Raw genomic sequence first — 18,101 nt, forward strand, 5'->3', positions numbered from 1 at the left:
TGTCATTGTTCAGTAACGGGTCGAGAATCGATAACCCGTGCCGCGGACCGTCTGCACCATGCGATCGTGCCCGCTGAGTTCCAGCGCTTTGCGAAGGCGCCTGATATGGACATCCACCGTCCGGTCTTCGACATAGACGTTAGTTCCCCAGACATTGTTGAGCAACTGTTCGCGGCTGTAGACACGCTCCGGGTGGGTCATAAAGAAGTGCAATAATTTGAATTCGGTGGGGCCCATATCGAGTGGGTTTTCGCCGGTCATGACGCGATGAGAGGTAGGATCCAGGCTAAGTCCCTGCATCTCAATCACCTCTTCCACCGCCATCGGCGAGATGCGGCGCATCACGGCTTTGATACGCGCCACCAGCTCTTTTGGCGAGAAGGGCTTGGTGATGTAATCATCCGCGCCGGTTTCCAGACCGCGGACACGATCCTCCTCTTCACCACGCGCGGTCAGCATCACCACCGGGATATCCCGGGTCAGGGCTTCACGTTTAATGTGTTTGATAAATTGCAGACCCGAGCCGCCAGGCAGCATCCAGTCCAGCAAAATAAGATCGGGCCAGGGTTCGTTGAGCTGGTTCACCGCACTGTCATAATCCTCGGCTTCAACGGGCTGAAAGCCATTTTGCTCAAGCACGAAACAGACCATTTCACGGATAGGTGCTTCATCTTCTACGACCAGAATACGTCTCGCCATACATTGCCCTGTCTTAATTAGGTTACATGATTGTAATGCGGCGTCATTATGCGTCAGATTTGTGACAGATTTATGAAAAACTGTTCCGACTCAGATGGCAAGCTGTTGTTTTCTGGCAGCCGTGATTTTCCTGCCTTTAGACGTTTATAATCCCCTTCCCCTCTTTTTGCCACGGATCTGTTATGCGCATACTTCACACCTCAGACTGGCACCTGGGTCAGAATTTTTACAGTAAGAGCCGCGCCAATGAACATGAAGCCTTCCTCAACTGGCTGCTGGAGGTTGCGCAAGCGCAGCAGGTAGATGCCATCGTCGTCGCCGGAGATATCTTCGATACCGGATCGCCCCCCAGCTATGCGCGTGAGCTTTATAACCGTTTTGTGGTGAACCTGCAGCAGACCGGCTGCCATCTGGTGATTGTCGCAGGCAATCATGATTCCGTGGCGACCCTGAACGAATCCCGCGATCTGCTGGCGTTTCTGAATACGACCGTCATCGCCAGCACTGGGCACCCACCGCAGGTGTTAAAAAAACGCGACGGCACCCCGGGTGCCATACTCTGCCCGGTACCTTTTTTACGCCCTCGCGATGTGGTGCAGAGCCAGGCGGGGATGTCCGGTGCAGAGAAGCAGCAGCATCTCCTGCAGGCCATTACCGATTATTACGCCAGACAATATGCCGACGCCTGTGCCCTGCGGAGCGATAGCGCCCTGCCGGTGATCGCCACGGGCCATCTGACGACCGTTGGCGCCAGTAAAAGCGATGCGGTCCGCGACATCTATATCGGCACGCTGGACGCGTTTCCGGCGCAGAACTTCCCGGCGGCGGACTATATCGCGCTGGGCCATATTCATCGGGCGCAGGTCATCGGCGGCTGTGAGCATATCCGCTACTGCGGCTCCCCTATCGCCCTTAGCTTTGACGAGACGGGGAAAAACAAAAGCGTGCATCTGGTCAGCTTCCACGACGGCAAGCTGAGCGCCGTCGAGACGCTGGAGGTGCCGGTAACCCAGCAACTGGCCGTCCTGAAAGGCGACCTGGCGTCAATTACCCAGCAGCTTGAACAGTGGCGCGGCGTCGCGCAAACCCCGCCGGTATGGCTCGATATTGAGATCACTACCGATGAATACCTGCACAATATGCAGCGCAAAATTCAGGCCCTCACCGAGGATCTGCCGGTAGAGGTATTACTGGTGCGCCGCAGCCGGGAACAGCGCCAGAAAAGTCTGCTCGCCGCCCAGCGCGAGACATTGAGTGAACTGAAGGTGGAAGAGGTCTTCGAACGGCGACTGGCCCAGGAAGAGCTGGATGAAACACGGCGCGCGCGGCTGAATGAGCTGTTTAACGATGCGCTAAATACCCTGAATGACGAGGAGTCGCACCCATGAAAATTTTGAGTCTGCGCCTGAAGAACCTCAATTCATTAAAGGGTGAGTGGAAAATCGACTTCACTGCCGAGCCCTTTCTCAGCAACGGTCTGTTTGCCATTACCGGGCCGACCGGTGCGGGGAAAACCACCCTGCTGGACGCCATCTGCCTCGCGCTGTACCACGAAACACCGCGCCTGAACACGCTCTCACAGTCACAAAACGATCTCATGACCCGGGACACCGCCGAGTGTCTTGCCGAAGTGGAATTTGAGGTCAAAGAGGTGGCCTATCGCGCCTTCTGGAGCCAGAACCGCGCCCGCAACCAGCCTGATGGCAATCTGCAGGCGCCGCGCGTTGAGCTGGCCCGCTGTGAAGATGGCAAAATCCTCGCCGACAAAGTGAAAGATAAACTGGAACTGACCGCCTCCCTGACCGGGCTGGATTACGACCGTTTTACCCGCTCAATGTTGCTCTCGCAGGGTCAGTTTGCCGCCTTCCTCAATGCAAAACCGAAAGAGCGTGCGGAGCTGTTAGAGGAGCTGACGGGAACGGAGATCTACGGCCAGATTTCGGCGAAGGTATTTGAAAAACACAAAGCCGCTCGCCAACAGCTTGAGATGCGCGAAGCGCAAGTCGCCGGGGTGGTGCTGTTAAGCGAAGAACAACAGCAGCAGTTAGTTCAAGGTTTGCAGGCACTTACTGACGAAGAAACCTCACTGCTGGCCGAACAGCAGCGCCAGCAGCGCTGGCATCAGTGGTGGGTGCGCAGTGATGAGCTGGCCCGCGCCCAGCAACAGGCGCAGGCTGCACATCAGCAAGCGCTTCACGCGCAAACGGATGCCCAGCCGCAACTGGCGAGGCTGCAGCTGGCCCTTCCTGCACAGGCGCTGCGCCCGCTATGGACGCGCGAGCAAGAGCAGAGCGCCTCTCTCACCCGTACCCGCAAGCAAATTTCAGAAGTGAATGCTCGCTTACGTGACCGGATGGCACAGCGGGGGCGCGTCCGTAACGGTGCAGCCCGCAGCATGGCGCAGCTTGAGGCGCAACAAAAGCAGATGACCCTCTGGCTGGAAGCGCATCGTCAGTTTGGCCTCTGGAGTTCGCACATTGCCGGTTGGCGGGCCCTTTTCAGCCAGCAGCAACGCGATAAACAGCAGTATGATGGCCTCAACAAACGGCTTGCGGAGTTTCAGCAAAAACGCGCTGCGTTGCCGCAGCCTGCTCTGGCGCTGTCGCCAGAGGAGACCGCCGCCGCCATTGAGCGACAGGTGCAACTGCGCCCGGTGCGCCAGCGCCTCGCCACCCTGCAGGCTCGCTACCAGCCGCTGCAAAAACAACTGGCTGAAAATCGCGACGGTCAGCAGAAAGGAGAAGCAGAGAAAACCCGTCTGGAAGAGACCCTGACGGCGCGCCGCCTGCAGTATAAAGAGAAGCATCAACACTACCTGGATGTCAAAACGCTCTGCGCGCAGGAAGAACAGATTAAAGCGCTGGAAAGTTATCGCGCCACGCTGGAGGCCGGCAAAGCCTGCCCGCTCTGCGGCTCGACCCACCATCCTGCGGTATCACAATACCAGGCGCTGGAGTTAACGGAAAATCAGCGACGTCGTGATGAACTTGAGCGTGCGGTTAAGCAGCTTGAGGAAGAGGGTCTGCTGCTGCGCGGGCAACTGAACGCGCGTGTTGAGCAGTTGCAACGCGAGGCGAAGCTGATCCTGACGCTCTCAGAAGATGAGCAAGCACTTACTAAAGCGTGGCAGGAGAGCTGCGCCCAGCTAGCCATCACCCACTCGATTCAGGACGACATTACACACTGGTTGAACGAGCAGGAGCAGTACGAGCAGCAGCTTTACCAGCTTAGCCAGCACCACGCTCTACAGGTTCAGTTAAACGACCTGGAACAGCAGCGACACCAGAGCAAACAACAACTCGACGCCCAGCAACAGTCCCTGCAGAGCGCGCTAGAGGCGCTGGCACTCACCGCCCCCGCCGAGGGCGAAGCTGCGGCCTGGCTCGCCGAACGTGAAGCCGAGGCGAATAGCTGGCAAGCGCAACAGACGCAGCTTGCGGCCATCCAGGAGCGTATCCAGGCCCTGAAACCCCTGCTTGATACCCTACCGCCTTCAGAGCAGGAAGATGAAGAGCCGGTGCCCGAAAACTGGCAGGCGATCCACACCGAGTGCATCTCGCTGCAGAGCCAACTGAATACGCTGCAGGCGCAAGAGAAAGTGGACGCCGACAGGCTGGCGGAATTACAAGAGCAGTTTGCGGCAGCCCTGGCCGCCAGCTGTTTTACCGATCAGCAGGCCTTCCTGGCCGCCGTGCTGGACGATGAGAGCGTGAGCAAGCTGGAGCAGTTGAAACAGACGCTGGAGCAGCAGATCCAGCAATCACGCGCCCTGGCTCACCAGGCAGAGCAGCAATGTAAAGCGCATGCGGCACAACGCCCTGCAGATCTTCCTGATGAGGTCGCGATGCAGACCCTGCAGGAGCAGTTACACCACCTGGCGCTGAAACTGCGTGAAAACACCACACGTCAGGGTGAAATACGCCAGCAGCTAAAACAGGACGCCGACAATCGCCAGCACCAGCAGGTGCTGATGCAGCAAATTGAAGAGGCCGCACGTCTGGCGGAGGACTGGGGATATTTGAATGCGCTAATTGGCTCAAAAGAGGGCGATCGCTTCCGTAAATTTGCGCAGGGGCTGACCCTGGATAACCTGGTCTGGCTGGCAAACCAGCAGCTAATCCGCCTGCACGGCCGCTATCTCCTGCAACGGAAAGTCAGCGATGCGCTGGAGCTGGAGGTGGTCGATACCTGGCAGGCCGATGCCGTACGCGATACCCGCACCCTTTCAGGCGGTGAGAGCTTCCTGGTGAGCCTGGCGCTGGCGCTGGCGCTTTCCGACCTGGTGAGTCATAAAACGCGTATCGACTCGCTGTTCCTCGATGAAGGTTTTGGCACCCTGGATAGCGAGACGCTGGACACAGCCCTGGATGCGCTGGATGCCCTGAACGCCAGCGGCAAGACCATCGGGGTGATCAGTCACGTCGAGGCGATGAAGGAGCGCATTCCGGTGCAGATTAAGGTTAAGAAGATCAACGGGCTGGGCTTCAGCAAGTTAGACCGCGCGTTTGCGGTCGAATAAGACTGCGCCCTCTTGCGCTGCAAGAGGGCGACATCGTCACTGCGGCCAGAGCCAGGCGGCGCCGCGCACCCCGCTGGAGTCCCCGTGCACCGCTTTGCGAATCGGGGTCTCGCACTCGCCGCCGAACACCCACTGCTTCACCAGCTGGGGCACGGTGGCATAAAGACGATCCACATTGCTCATGCCGCCCCCCAGCACGATCACATCCGGATCCAGAATATTGATCACGTGCGCCAGAGATTTCGCCAGCCGCGTTTCGTAGCGGCTGAGGGCCAGTTCAGCAAGGGGATCCTGCGCATCAACCAGACGGATGATCTCATTCCCCTTCAGCGGCTTGCCGCTCAGTCGGTGGTAATCGGTGGCAAAGCCCGTGCCGGAGATAAAGGTTTCAATACACCCCTGCTTGCCGCAATAGCAGGGCACTTCTGCGCGGTATTTCAGCTCATCTTCGTCCATCCACGGCAAAGGGTTGTGCCCCCACTCGCCCGCCGTGCCGTTGCCGCCGATATGAGAGCGACCGCCAAAGGCCACGCCCGCGCCGCAACCGGTGCCGATTATGACCGCAAAAACGGTCTGTGCCCCCGCCGCAGCTCCATCAATAGCCTCAGATACCGCCAGGCAGTTGGCATCGTTTGCCAGCCGTACTTCACGATTCAGGCGCTGGCTCAGATCTTTGTCAAACGGCTGGCCATTGAGCCAGGTTGAGTTAGCGTTTTTCACCACGCCGGTATAGGGCGAAATCGAACCCGGGATCCCCATACCCACGCTACCACTCTGGCCTGTGGCCTGCTCCGCCATCTCCACCAGCGTGGCAATGGTTTCTATGGTTTGCTGATAATCATCACGAGGGGTGGGCAGACGGTGGCGAAACAGCTGCTCCCCCTGCTCACTCAGCGCTATCACTTCGGTTTTCGTGCCGCCTAAATCGATACCAATTCGCACAGGACGTTCCTCATTTTTTTGATTATCAACAGAGTAGAAGTCGGCATCCCGATTAGCAATGCAAGCGATGCGACAATTCGTTATCATGCCCGCTGCATTTAACGACAAGGCCGTGGAAATTATCATGCTGTGGTTCAAAAATTTGATGGTTTACCGTCTCAGCCGCGATGTCCCGCTGCGCGCTGACGAGATGGAAAAACAGTTAGCCCTTTATACGTTTAGCCCTTGCGGCAGCCAGGATATAGCCAAAACCGGTTGGGTTCCACCGATGGGCTCTCAGAGCGATGCGCTGACCCACACCACCAATGGTCAAATCATCATTTGCGCCCGCAAAGAAGAGAAAATTCTGCCCGCGCCGGTCGTGAAACAGGCGCTGGAAGCGAAGATCTTTAAGCTGGAGGCAGAACAGGGCCGCAAGCTGAAAAAAACCGAGAAAGACTCGCTGAAAGATGAAGTGCTGCACTCGCTGCTGCCGCGCGCCTTTAGTCGCTTCAGCCAGACGATGATGTGGATCGACACCGTTAACGGCCTGATTATTGTCGACTGTGCCAGCGCTAAAAAAGCGGAAGATACCCTGGCGCTGCTGCGTAAGAGCCTGGGCTCCCTTCCGGTCGTGCCGCTGACCATGGAAAACCCCATTGAGCTGACGCTCACCGAATGGGTTCGCGGCGGTACCGTACCGCAGGGCTTCCAGCTGCTGGATGAAGCAGAACTGAAGGCGATCCTGGAAGATGGCGGTGTGATCCGCGCGAAAAAACAGGATCTGGTGAGCGATGAAATTGCCGTGCACATTGAAGCGGGCAAACTGGTGACCAAGCTGGCGCTCGACTGGCAGCAACGGATCCAGTTCATGATCTGCGACGATGGCTCCGTAAAACGGCTGAAGTTCTCTGACGAACTGCGCGATCAGAACGACGACATCGACCGTGACGATCCGGCGCAGCGTTTTGATGCCGACTTTATTCTGATGACGGGAGAGTTAGCCGCACTGATTCAAAGCCTGGTAGAGGGTCTCGGCGGAGAAGCACAGCGCTAATCGGCCATGCTGTTCACCCTCTCCCGACCGGGAGAGGGTAAAAAAAATTACAGATAACGGCAGAGATAAGAGGCCGGCTCAGCCACCTGCAGGTGGAACTCGCTATGGCCCGGAACGTTAAAGATCTGACCCGCAGTAAACAATTTCCACTCCGTCTCACCCGGTAACAATACCTTCAGAGAGCCACTGACGACGGTCATCTCTTCAGGTTGAGCGGTACCAAAAGTATATTCCCCTTCAGCCATCACGCCGACACTGGCATTGCCAGTGATGCTGCTGGTAAAACCGATGGACTTCACTTTACCGGAAAAGTACTCATTACTTTGAAGCATGAACTGGCCCTTTTTGTTGTTGGATGTCAATCCAATATAGGGGGCACACTCCCTGCCTGTCACGCAAAATCATTACCCCAGCAGCTCCGAGGCAAGCCGCGCCACCAGTACGTTTGATAACAAAACGGGCACATCGAGCGCTTTTTGTAACAGATCGCGATGACGCTGATGAAAACCGAGGCAATCCAGCATCAATACATCAGCTCCCTGCGCCAGCAGATCGCGCCCGGCCTCGATCAATTTGGCCTCGCTATCCCAGATAGGGTTCGCCAGCGAGTAGAGCGGAGGGCGTTCTAACGCCTGCCATTTTCGGGACTGGTTTTGCATCAATTCGGGGATCGGCACGATCACCCCCACCTGATGGCCATCCACAATCGAGGCCACCAGCGGCGGGATGATCCGCATTGGCTCAAGCAGGATCGCATTACGGGCCACCAGCCCGGATACCGGGGCGGTACTCATCAGCAAGATGACGTCATACCCCTGATTATCAAGCACTTCAATAACGGCCTGCAGATCGCGTTCGATCTTTTGCCGAGATACCGTCGCCATTTTACCGTCGCTTAACAGTGTCGGCAGGGAATCATCTCCCGGCGCAACGCCGTAGGTCTCCATGACCGCCTCACGGCTTAGACTACCCAGCAAGCTATGATGGGTGATCTGTTGTTCCGAAATATGCTCGGTCAAGAGCGGTAACACTTCGCTTACTGGGACTACCCCAATCGTGAGGATCGCCAAGGTGGCCTTCATCTTTGTCGCCTTTCTCCACTACCACTACGTAAAACAGGCACAGGCTCACAACGCTGCGCGGCTCGCTGTTCTGGTATGAACAGCACAATAGCGTAGCAGCGTATGTGCCTGCCGGAATGTAAAGATCCGGACGCCTGGCAGAAGGTATCTGTAATAACTAGATATTAACCTCTGCTTAACTTATTCAATGAGTGATAAATGTGATTTAGGCGTGGTATTTCCCGCTTTCAGATTTTTTTTAAGTCTTATCGGGATCTTCGTAGCGGACCTTGGCGTCGAGCGCTTCCTGCTCCGTTTCATGCTCGCTAATGAGCGAATCGGGTTTTGGATGGTCGGCACGCAGCTGATACCAGGTGACGGTCTGGCCCGTAGCGCCTTTCTCAACGGCAACGACACGGGCTTCACGCGGATAGGGAGGTCTTGTTGGCATAGTTCATCCTTTTTATCTTTATCTGGGGTGAACTATCAGTATAGACATCAGTTAGCTAACACAAGCCAGACGCAGCGCAGTAGCAATATTTTGTACCACTTCTGACGGGGAGAGCGAGGCATCAACCACATGGTGAGCCGCTTCGCGATAGAGGGCGTCGCGTTCTGCCAGTACTTCGCTCACCTCTTCACTGATCGGTTTGCCGGTAAGCGTAGGGCGTTGCCCCTCTTCTGGAAAGGCCACAAGGCGCTCAACCAGCACCGGCACGGGCGCAGAGAGATAAATAACAGTGCCTTTCTCACGCATAAACTGCCGGTTATAAGGTGCCAGAATAATACCGCCGCCGGTGGCAATGACGCCTGAGACCGCCGTCACCGCTTCCAGAGCTGCGGTCTCGCGAGCGCGAAAGCTTTCCCACCCTTCCTGCTCGACAATTTCAGCAATACTTTTTTGCGCGTGGGTTTGCAGCCAGCGATCGGTATCGATGCACTCACAGCCGCACAGACGCGCCAGCTCATGCCCCACCGTCGTTTTGCCGCAGCCGCGGGGGCCGATCAAGAATATAGGCTGGGTCATAACCTGGTGTTCCCCTTAAGGCCGCAAAGATGCGGAGCGTAACGTCGAAAAGTGGCCAATGATACCATTTAACTAGTACAGAAGTCAGTGTAAATTTATTTTTACAAATGTAGATTTATCCCCTGATAATTAGGGATAGCGACTGTAAAGAAATGATTGCATACCTGATGCCGCACACCATACCTGATTGCGGCAGGGGCTGACAACCCCAGTGGAATAACGGGAGCACAATCCGACGACAATGCTGCACTCATCCCTGACGACGTTTCACCTCGAGAAGCCATTTATCCAGCTCAGCAGCAAAGAGCTGTCGGTCGCGCTGAGATAAACTATCCGGCCCCCCGGTTTGTACGCCGCTGGCGCGCAGGGTGTCCATAAAATCACGCATCGTCAGTTTTTCACGGATGGTGGCCGGAGAGTAACGCTCACCTCTTGGATTTAGCGCGGCGGCGCCCTTTTCCAGCACCTCTGCCGCCAACGGAATATCGGCGGTGATAACCAGATCCTCCGCGCTGCACAGACGCACTATTTCGTTATCCGCTACGTCAAAGCCGGCCGGTACGCGCATGGCGCGAATAAACCGTGACGGTGGGACTCGCAGGTTCTGGTTAGCCACCAGCGTCAGGGGCATTTGCACGCGCTCGGCGGCGCGAAACAGAATCTCTTTAATCACATTTGGACACGCATCGGCATCCACCCAAATCGCCATGTTCTCTCCTTTCGATAACTGCCCCATTGTCGCCTGCTTTTCTTCTCAGGCAAAGCAGCGGATGAGGCAGAAGCTTTAGCGCTGCGTAACAATCCGCGCTAAGCTAGCCTTCCATACACATAACAAGGCATAAAAGAGGGAGACGTGATGGAGAAGAAAATCGGTTTTATCGGCTGCGGTAACATGGGTAAAGCCATCCTGGGTGGCCTGATTGCCAGCGGCCAGGTGCAGCCTGGCCAGATTTGGGTCTATACCCCGTCGCCAGATAAAGTCGCTGCCCTGCACGATCAGTATGGTATCAATGCGGCGCAGAGCGCCCAGGAAGTGGCCCAGGTAGCGGATATCCTCTTCGGTGCCGTAAAGCCTAATATCATGGTCAAAGTGCTGAGCGACGTCACCTCAAGCCTGAACAAGGATACCGTTGTCGTATCGATTGCTGCCGGCGTCACTCTGGATCAGCTGGCTCGTGCCATGGGCCACGATCGCAAAATCGTGCGCGCGATGCCAAACACCCCTTCGCTGGTCAACGCAGGCATGACCTCTATCACCCCTAATGCGCTGGTCACCACGGAAGATGTGGCCGACGTGGTGAATATCTTCCGCTGCTTCGGCGAAGCGGAAGTGATTGCGGAAGCGATGATCCATCCGGTAGTGGGTGTGAGCGGCTCGGCGCCTGCGTATGTCTTTATGTTCATCGAAGCGATGGCGGATGCCGCCGTGCTGGGTGGAATGCCAAGGGCGCAGGCATATAAATTTGCAGCTCAGGCGGTGATGGGCTCGGCCAAAATGGTGCTGGAAAACGGTAAGCATCCGGGTGAACTGAAAGATATGGTCTGCTCGCCAGGCGGGACGACCATTGAAGCTGTACGGGTGCTGGAAGAGCGAGGGTTCCGCTCGGCGGTTATTGAAGCCATGAATAAGTGTATGGAAAAATCAGAACAGCTGAGTAAGTCCTGATCGCACGCCGGGCGTCAGGCCGCCACTTCGGTGCGGCTTCGTCCGGCGTTCTTCGCTTTGTACAAGGCAACATCTGCCGCCTTTAGCCACTCACGATAGTGCCCCATCGGCGGCGTGAGCGGTGCCACCCCAACGCTAATACAGAGCTTCACCAGCGGTGCGCCCGGCAGGCTTAGCTGCGCCAGCCGCTCATGGACTCGCGACATCGCGGCGATAGCGCTGTCCGCCGCGGTGTTACTCATGATCACCGCAAATTCGTCCCCGCCAAACCGGCCTATGATATCGCTTCCGCGCAGCGTGAGTTGTAGCTGGTGCGTAATGGCGATAATGGCTTCATCGCCAATATCATGCCCCCAGGTGTCGTTGATGGTTTTGAAATGATCAATATCGATAAGCAGCATGGTGGCGTCACGGTGATGACGGCGGCAGCTATCAAACTCATTGCGCAGCAGGTCTTCCCAGTGCCGCCGGTTAAAGACGCCCGTCATGCCGTCGCGGGTACTCATTAATTCCAGCCGTCGCTTGTGTTCCGCCAGCCGGATTGCGGTCTGGTAACTGACCCAGGCAAAGAGCACCGGGTAGAAAATTAACACCGGCAGCGTGAGCCACCCCTGCAGCGCTGAGCTCACAAAGAAGGGGGGAATGCTGGCCATTTGCAGTGTCGCCAGGGCGGCAAGGGTCGTCAGCAGCGTGCCAGCAGTAAACAGCCGTAGCCCGCCAGCCCCCATCATGTTCATGCTGGTCATCATCAATAGCGCAGCGGTAGGAAACGCATTACACCCCATCAGGCCAATCCAGATCCCGGCAATAATGGCATCAGCTTTCAGGTTATAGAGTTCATTGCTGTGGGGATCGGCAGAGCGTGACGCCAACTGCCAGGCGAGATGTGGCCAGACGAACGCCCAGCCAACCAGCAGCAGCCACCAGCCGCCGGCTACAGGTTGCGTCACCAGAACGCCAGCAATGGGGAAAAACATCGTCGCAAGGCCAGCCATCCGCGGCAGGCGAATCCGCCGGGCGAAGCGTATACCGGAACGATGATGGTCATCCGAGGGAAAAGGATAATCCCACTCTTCGCGCGTCAGCCCTTTCTGGTAAAAGTTTTCGTCATTCATTATCTTTTGGGAACATTCTGAAACAATTTCCCAAATTATAGAGAGGGGGTCCGACGGGGGAGTATGAGATTTTGGGTGAGCCGGGAAGCCCGCTCACCCATTAGCACTAGACAGCTTTCTTCAGACAGGCACTCATAAACTTATTACGGTCATCGCCTTTAAGAGACTGCTCTGTCGCCTTAACGTTACATTCACGCATCTTTTGCTGCTGTGGCGTCAGGCTTTTTTCGCCCGGTTTCGAGGCTCCATTTTTCAGGCAGTCGCTCATGTAAGTTTTTCGCGCATCGCCTTTCAACGCATCAGCCGTCGCCTGCTGGTTGCAGGTGGTCATACGTTGCTGTTGCGGCGTGAGGGTCTTCTCTTGCGCACCCACCGTGGCGATGAAAAACAGGCCGAAGATCAAAGTAACAAGTAATGTGATTTTCATAGCACTATCCTTCTGTGAATGATCACATTAAGTCTGGTCGTTTGCGGTAAAAAAACCACCCGGCAGAGAAGATTCCCGCCGGGCATTCGTTTTACTTCATACCCAGAGCCGCTTTCATGGTGTAGAAGAGATCGGTCTGATCTGTCAGCCCCACCACGTTTGCGGCATGTGGACCATAGGCGGCAATGCGCAGCTGGCTACCGGTATGTTCCATCGACTCCTCTTCGGAGTTGCCATAGCTAATGGCCATCACAGCGCCATCTTTGGTATTCAGCGCCTGGGTCAGACCCGGAGCTTTGGTATCCGGCGCCACAATCTGGCTGGAGTGAGCGTGGTCAGCCGTCACGATCACCAGCGTATTGCCATCTTTCTTCGCGAAGGCCATCGCTTTCTGCACGGCTTCATCCAGATCGACGGTTTCGCCAATCTGGCCGCAAGGGTTAGCGGCGTGATCCTGCTTGTCGATGGATGCACCTTCAACCTGCAGGAAGAACCCTTTTTCGCTCTTATCCAGCAGCGCGATCGCTTTTTCGGTCATCGCTGCCAGTGTCGGTACGCTTTCATTGCGTTTCGGGTTAGGCGCACAGGTGACGGCAGGCTTATCGAGATTACCGTGATAGCTGGCTTTCGGCCCTTCCCAGCGCACAGGCATATTGCCCTCGGAGAAGAGGCCCAGCAGCGGTTTATCCTGGTTGGCTTCGGTAATGGCCGCCAGTGAGGCCGCATCGTTAACCAGCTGATAGCCGCGCGCCTGGGCCTGTTCGCGCAAAGTTTTGCCCTGCCATTCACCGCTGGTTGCGGTCTCCATAAAGGTTTTGGCGCCACCGCCAAGCGTGACGTCGGCACGGGCGTTTAACAGCTGCTCCGTAATAGAGCCTTTACCGCCTTTTTCCAGCGCATTGGTGGCGCATTTTTCGCTGGTGACGCTCGGGCCGTAGCATTTACGTGACGTCACATGCGCCACCAGCGCCGCCGGGGTCGCGTCCTGCAATTCCGCCGTCGAGACGTTACCCGTCATGAGGCCTGCCGCTTTTGCCATTTCGAGAATGGTTTGGTGATCTTTTTCGTGAATATCCACGCCCAGCGCGCCGTTATAGGTTTTTACGCCGGTTGACCAGGCCGTGGCAGACGCGGCGGAATCCGTGACGTAATCCGGCTTACCGGTTTTTTTATCCAGCGCATAGTGGGTGTACTGGCCGGTAAGCGGCAGCGAATCAATCCCTTTAAAATATCCGCCCGCGCCTTCAGCATAATTTCGTGCAGCAGTAATTTCTGAATCACCCATTCCATCGCCAATCAGCAGGATAATATTCTTTGCTGGCTTATCATTTAAGGAGGCGCGCAATGCGGCGGTCTGGTCTTCCGACAAGCGACGCGCGCCGCCCGGCTGGGTGATATCACCCTGAGCTGCGCGATTTTCAAGAACGGGGAATGATGTTACCGTTTCTGCATAAATTGTAGGAGTGAACATCAGGGGAAGTAATGCAATAGCAAGTGCGCTCTGTTTCACTTATTTTCTCCATGTAAAAATACATAAAAAATAAAACAGAGCGACTATAGGCAACCGACGTGACAGATCGATGACAGCGTTTTAGATACGCAAACCAATCAGCTCCGCGGGTGCCGCAACAGCTTCTTTACGTATTGTTGTAGCATTTCGCTATCCTGCTCCGGCACCAGTGAATCTGGCCGTACCGCATCCAGCGCCCCTTCAACGCTTCGGATCAACGCCTGCTGATCGGACTGAGCCATCTGGCGTAATAACGCGGTGACGACAATTTCCAGCGCTTCAACCTGGGCTACCAGTTCTTTTGACTCTTCTTCCTTTTGGGCGAGCTTCACTAACAACTCAGCAATGAGATTTTTCATCGTGCTATTTCCTTATCAGATTTGCTCTGAACTTAGCACTAAGGATGGGGGTTGCAAAGAGGGAAAAGTATTATCTTTAGACAAATAAAATCCATTATTTTAAATAAATGCGATCCAGGTTCAGCGAAACGTTTTTATATTAGCGCCAAAGCTTGAATTGCTTTGCGTCATTAAAAAAACAGAAAGCCATTTTAGTTATTACCGTCAGGTTTAAGTATAAGAATATATAATACAGCACCGTTATCTTCTGTTACCGACGCTTCTATTAGCCTCCTGCTGACGGCGACGGCGTAATACCACCGCCAGGTACAGAATATTCAGCAACACCACTACCGCCGTGGCGGCAAAGACCCAACGAAATCCTGCCATAGCCGAAACCGACGCCCCAATCAGCGGCCCGGCAACGTTACCGAGATACATGAAAGACTGGTTATAGCCGAAGATGCGTCCGGTCACCTGGTCGCTGGAGTATTTAACCAGCAGGGTCTGTACGGCTGGCAACATCGCGCCATCGGCAAAGCCCAGTAAAAAGCGCAACACACCAAGCTGGAATGGGGTGGTGACAAAGGACATTGCGAAGAAGAGCACCACGGCCACCACCAGCGTCGCCATTAAAATGCGTGCGGTGCCGATACGGTCGCCCAGCTTGCCCAGTCGCGGTGCAGCGATAAGGGCAGAAACACCCGGTACGGCGGCAATCATGCCGCTCAGAAAAGCGATATTGTTGCTGTCTGGCTCCATCGATTTGATAAACAGCGCCAGAATAGGCCCCACCGAGCCGTTGCAGAGCTGGATCACCATCGTGGTGACGAAGAGAGCGATCATCAGCCCCGGGTAAGGCAGTGAGGCAAAGACCGCTTTCCCGCTCAGGCGCTGCGCTTTACTGACGGTGGGACGCGCCCCCTCTTTAATAAGAAACAGCGTGACCAGAAAACTGACCATCAGCAGGATAGCGGTAATAATAAAGACCGCCCGCAGCCCTACGTGATCGGCCAGGAAACCGCCCATCAGTGGCCCGCCAATCACGCCGCTAATTTGCGCCGTTGAGAGCGTACTCAACGCCCAGCCGCTGCGTTCGCGTGGTACCTGCGACGCCACCAGCGCCATGGCGTTAGGAATATAACCGGAAGTCAGCCCCATCAGCGCTCGTAGCAGAAAAAGCTGCCAGACGTTGGAGGCGAAGGCCTGCAACAGAATAGCAATGGCCATTCCCAGGGAGGCACGCAGCAGCATAAGCTTCCGCCCTTTGCGATCGGCAAGGCTTCCCCACATAGGCGAGACGATGGCAGAGACCAGAAACGTCACGCTGAAGGTAAGCCCGGACCACATCGAAAGCGCCTCGTGGGAGGAGACCCCCAACTGAGACACATACAGCGGCAGAAAAGGTAAGATCTGACTGATGGCAAGCCCGGTGAAGAAACAACCGAACCAGACCGATATAAGGTTAACCTTCCAGGATTCCATAGCGCGACACATTCATTTTTTTGAGCGAATTCGCTCATAGATTAGCAAGTTACGCCTCATCACAAAGCGCAGCTGATGCTGTCGGGATGAATTTTAGTGTTTTATCTTCCCAGTCATCAAAAATGTGAAACAAATCACACTCTATCCTCTTTTAGCGGGGGGTTTATGCTTACGGGCAGTAACCATATCCCCGCATACCCAGATGAAAATGGTTAGCATGCGCCCTGTTGTACTCTGGCCCAAGCCCATTGCCAAAATAGCCGCAGCTGGCGCTAAGCATCGCCTTTAACCAGGGCTGCGTTCGGGCGTTTTTCCAGCCTTGCAGCACCGTAATTTTCTGCCCGTCTGCCAGCTGAAAGCCGCTAATATCGAGCGCCTGGGCGCTGGCATGCTCGCTGCGTCGCGCATCCTGTCGATGATAGATATTTCGGCAAGCAAAGCTGCCAAAATGGTCAACGCGAGTCAGGCGGCTCCCCATCATGCGCTGTGTCAGCGGTTGCGCCTGCTGGTGAATATAGAGCGCCGCACTGAGCGCAAGGGGACAACTGGCCAGGAAACTGCTGCTCAGCCCTACGCGGCCAAAGTCACGCACCCGCACCACATCCACCAGGGGACACTCCCCCCCACTGTCGGCAACCGTCTGGGTACGGATCAGCTTTGAATCGTTAGCCTGGCTGAGCAAGGTTTCGCAGTGCTCGGGCGTGAGTCGCCGCAGTTTAAACTGGGTGATTTTTCCGGGGGGATCGTCAAGCGAGAGAGGCGCAAAAGGGTTGTAGTAAGACGGCAACCAGCGATATCCCACCGCTGCCGCGCCGATAATAACAAGACAGATAATTAGACCTTTTCCTCGCACTTTCCCCCCTCCGTTGCTTGCTAAAACATTATGGCAGAAGGCGGCGAATCCCGCCGGGCATCGTGGTAAGGTATGGGTTTTGAGTCAGACTGGATGAGTGAGAGTAATGGCAAAGCTGCGTGTGGGTATTGTATTTGGGGGAAAATCAGCAGAACACGAAGTGTCGCTGCAATCGGCCAAAAACATCGTCAATGCGATTGATAAGAGCCGGTTCGACGTTGTGCTGTTGGGTATCGATAAGCAGGGACAGTGGCATGTTAATGACGCCAACAGTTACCTGCTTAATGCTGACGATCCGGCACACATCGCCCTGAATCCTTCTGACATGAGCGTCGCGGTTGTGCCGGGCGTGGCACAGAATCAACTGATTAACGCCAGCAACGCACAGGCCCTTCTGCAACTCGACGTCATCTTCCCGATCGTGCACGGTACGCTGGGCGAAGATGGCTCGCTGCAGGGCATGCTGCGCATGGCAAACCTGCCGTTTGTCGGCTCCGACGTACTGGGTTCCGCCGCCTGCATGGATAAAGATGTCACCAAACGTCTGTTGCGCGACGCCGGTCTGAACGTAGCGCCTTTCGTTACCCTCACCCGCGCCAATCGCGACAAACACAGCTTTAGCGCTCTACAGGCAGAGCTTGGCCTGCCGCTCTTTGTGAAGCCGGCAAATCAGGGGTCGTCCGTTGGGGTGAGTAAAGTCAGCAGCGAGGCGCAATTCAACGAGGCCGTACGTCTGGCATTTACCTTTGACCATAAAGTGGTGGTTGAACAGGGTATCAAAGGACGTGAAATCGAGTGTGCGGTGCTGGGCAATGACTTCCCCCAGGCCAGTACCTGCGGCGAAGTGGTACTGAACAGCGATTTCTATTCGTATGACACCAAATACATTGATGACAAAGGCGCACAGGTCGTCGTGCCGGCAGCCCTGGACTCGGCGGTAAACGACCACATCCGGGCCATCGCGATTGAGGCTTATCAGGCGCTGGGCTGTCGCGGGATGGCCCGCGTAGATGTCTTTTTAACCGCTCAAAATGACGTCATCATCAATGAAATTAACACCTTGCCTGGCTTTACCAATATCAGCATGTACCCGAAATTGTGGCAGGCGAGCGGCATCAGCTATCCAGAGCTGATTACCCGCCTGATTGAGCTGGCGCTGGAGCAGCATGCCGCCGATAGCGCGCTTAATATTACGGTAAACGGTTAATCGACATTATTCGCCGTCGGCTCTTCCGGGCGGCGGCGAATAATCAATCCTGCCAGACAGAAGCTAATGACCCATGTCACCAGACCTACCGCATAGGTTTGCCAACCCTTCGCTTCAAATCCCAGTAACCCCACAACCCCATTAAGAATAAAGATCAGCCCAATGGCAAAGGCGTAGTAATGCCAGTCACGGCGAATTTTGGCAGGCAGTTTCATG

19 protein-coding genes are annotated in these 18,101 nt (G+C 55.7%); 5 read left to right on the forward strand and 14 right to left on the reverse strand.

Features of this window, described 5'->3' with window-relative positions; translation table 11 throughout:
* Positions 1–9: 9 nt before the first annotated feature.
* The gene (phoB, locus tag B3B59_RS19950) at positions 10–699 is read right to left on the reverse strand and encodes a phosphate response regulator transcription factor PhoB (protein WP_040076955.1); all 690 of its coding nucleotides are present in this window, start codon (positions 697–699) and stop codon (positions 10–12) included.
* Between the two features lie 182 nt (positions 700–881).
* On the opposite strand from phoB, the gene sbcD reads away from it, so the two are divergent.
* Both sbcD and sbcC read left to right on the forward strand, forming a co-directional pair.
* Positions 882–2,087 carry an exonuclease subunit SbcD gene (sbcD, locus tag B3B59_RS19955; RefSeq protein ID WP_046884479.1) on the forward strand — a complete coding sequence of 402 codons (1,206 nt, stop codon included), beginning with the start codon at positions 882–884 and terminating at the stop codon, positions 2,085–2,087.
* Complete coding sequence (sbcC, locus tag B3B59_RS19960) at positions 2,084–5,218, forward strand: exonuclease subunit SbcC (protein ID WP_286809818.1); 3,135 nt, start codon at positions 2,084–2,086, stop codon at positions 5,216–5,218. Before sbcD ends, sbcC begins: the two co-directional genes overlap by 4 nt.
* Positions 5,219–5,254: 36 nt before the next feature.
* Here sbcC and mak read toward each other — a convergent pair whose 3' ends face one another.
* Positions 5,255–6,160, reverse strand: a complete 906-nt coding sequence (gene mak, locus B3B59_RS19965) for a fructokinase (protein WP_040076958.1) — start codon at positions 6,158–6,160, stop codon at positions 5,255–5,257.
* Between the two features lie 124 nt (positions 6,161–6,284).
* On the opposite strand from mak, the gene rdgC reads away from it, so the two are divergent.
* On the forward strand, positions 6,285–7,196 hold the full coding sequence (rdgC, locus tag B3B59_RS19970; protein WP_286809870.1) for a recombination-associated protein RdgC: 912 nt from the start codon (positions 6,285–6,287) through the stop codon (positions 7,194–7,196).
* A gap of 47 nt (positions 7,197–7,243) precedes the next feature.
* Here rdgC and ppnP read toward each other — a convergent pair whose 3' ends face one another.
* From ppnP to B3B59_RS19995, 5 genes are all read right to left on the reverse strand, one after another.
* Positions 7,244–7,528 carry a pyrimidine/purine nucleoside phosphorylase gene (ppnP, locus tag B3B59_RS19975; protein WP_040076960.1) on the reverse strand — a complete coding sequence of 95 codons (285 nt, stop codon included), beginning with the start codon at positions 7,526–7,528 and terminating at the stop codon, positions 7,244–7,246.
* 72 nt (positions 7,529–7,600) lie between these two features.
* Entirely contained in the window at positions 7,601–8,278 is a 678-nt protein-coding gene (locus tag B3B59_RS19980) for an AroM family protein (RefSeq protein ID WP_046884481.1), read from the reverse strand.
* 238 nt (positions 8,279–8,516) lie between these two features.
* Positions 8,517–8,708 (reverse strand): protein YaiA, encoded by a 192-nt coding sequence (gene yaiA, locus B3B59_RS19985; RefSeq protein ID WP_040076963.1) that lies wholly within the window; start codon positions 8,706–8,708, stop codon positions 8,517–8,519.
* Positions 8,709–8,759: 51 nt separating this feature from the next.
* Positions 8,760–9,284, reverse strand: coding sequence for a shikimate kinase AroL (aroL, locus tag B3B59_RS19990; protein WP_207293087.1), 525 nt, complete (start codon positions 9,282–9,284; stop codon positions 8,760–8,762).
* 250 nt (positions 9,285–9,534) lie between these two features.
* Complete coding sequence (locus B3B59_RS19995) at positions 9,535–9,993, reverse strand: YaiI/YqxD family protein (protein WP_040076966.1); 459 nt, start codon at positions 9,991–9,993, stop codon at positions 9,535–9,537.
* A 147-nt stretch (positions 9,994–10,140) separates the two neighbouring features.
* Here B3B59_RS19995 and proC point away from each other — a divergent pair, with 147 nt between their 5' ends.
* Positions 10,141–10,950 carry a pyrroline-5-carboxylate reductase gene (proC, locus tag B3B59_RS20000; RefSeq protein WP_286809819.1) on the forward strand — a complete coding sequence of 270 codons (810 nt, stop codon included), beginning with the start codon at positions 10,141–10,143 and terminating at the stop codon, positions 10,948–10,950.
* 14 nt (positions 10,951–10,964) lie between these two features.
* On the opposite strand, the gene adrA is transcribed toward proC, so the two are convergent.
* The 6 genes from adrA to B3B59_RS20030 form a co-directional block, all read right to left on the reverse strand.
* Entirely contained in the window at positions 10,965–12,065 is a 1,101-nt protein-coding gene (gene adrA, locus B3B59_RS20005; protein WP_286809820.1) for a diguanylate cyclase AdrA, read from the reverse strand.
* Positions 12,066–12,171: 106 nt separating this feature from the next.
* Positions 12,172–12,492, reverse strand: a complete 321-nt coding sequence (gene psiF, locus B3B59_RS20010; protein WP_046884485.1) for a phosphate starvation-inducible protein PsiF — start codon at positions 12,490–12,492, stop codon at positions 12,172–12,174.
* A gap of 91 nt (positions 12,493–12,583) precedes the next feature.
* Positions 12,584–14,002 (reverse strand): alkaline phosphatase, encoded by a 1,419-nt coding sequence (phoA, locus tag B3B59_RS20015; RefSeq protein WP_046884486.1) that lies wholly within the window; start codon positions 14,000–14,002, stop codon positions 12,584–12,586.
* A 98-nt stretch (positions 14,003–14,100) separates the two neighbouring features.
* On the reverse strand, positions 14,101–14,361 hold the full coding sequence (gene iraP, locus B3B59_RS20020) for an anti-adapter protein IraP (RefSeq protein WP_040076973.1): 261 nt from the start codon (positions 14,359–14,361) through the stop codon (positions 14,101–14,103).
* Positions 14,362–14,601: 240 nt separating this feature from the next.
* On the reverse strand, positions 14,602–15,825 hold the full coding sequence (locus B3B59_RS20025) for a multidrug efflux MFS transporter (RefSeq protein WP_207293085.1): 1,224 nt from the start codon (positions 15,823–15,825) through the stop codon (positions 14,602–14,604).
* 169 nt (positions 15,826–15,994) lie between these two features.
* The gene (locus B3B59_RS20030; RefSeq protein ID WP_046884488.1) at positions 15,995–16,678 is read right to left on the reverse strand and encodes an extensin family protein; all 684 of its coding nucleotides are present in this window, start codon (positions 16,676–16,678) and stop codon (positions 15,995–15,997) included.
* Positions 16,679–16,784: 106 nt separating this feature from the next.
* Between B3B59_RS20030 and ddlA the strand changes: the two genes are divergently transcribed.
* A complete protein-coding gene (gene ddlA, locus B3B59_RS20035) occupies positions 16,785–17,885 on the forward strand; it encodes a D-alanine--D-alanine ligase (RefSeq protein WP_286809821.1) in 1,101 nt (366 codons plus the stop codon).
* On the opposite strand, the gene B3B59_RS20040 is transcribed toward ddlA, so the two are convergent.
* Positions 17,882–18,100, reverse strand: coding sequence for a DUF2754 domain-containing protein (locus B3B59_RS20040; RefSeq protein ID WP_286809822.1), 219 nt, complete (start codon positions 18,098–18,100; stop codon positions 17,882–17,884). The genes ddlA and B3B59_RS20040 overlap by 4 nt on opposite strands.
* Between the last annotated feature and the right edge of the window lies 1 nt (position 18,101).

Source organism: Leclercia sp. UBA2479 (assembly GCF_002341985.1).
Classification (GTDB): Bacteria; Pseudomonadota; Gammaproteobacteria; order Enterobacterales; family Enterobacteriaceae; genus Enterobacter; species Enterobacter pneumoniae.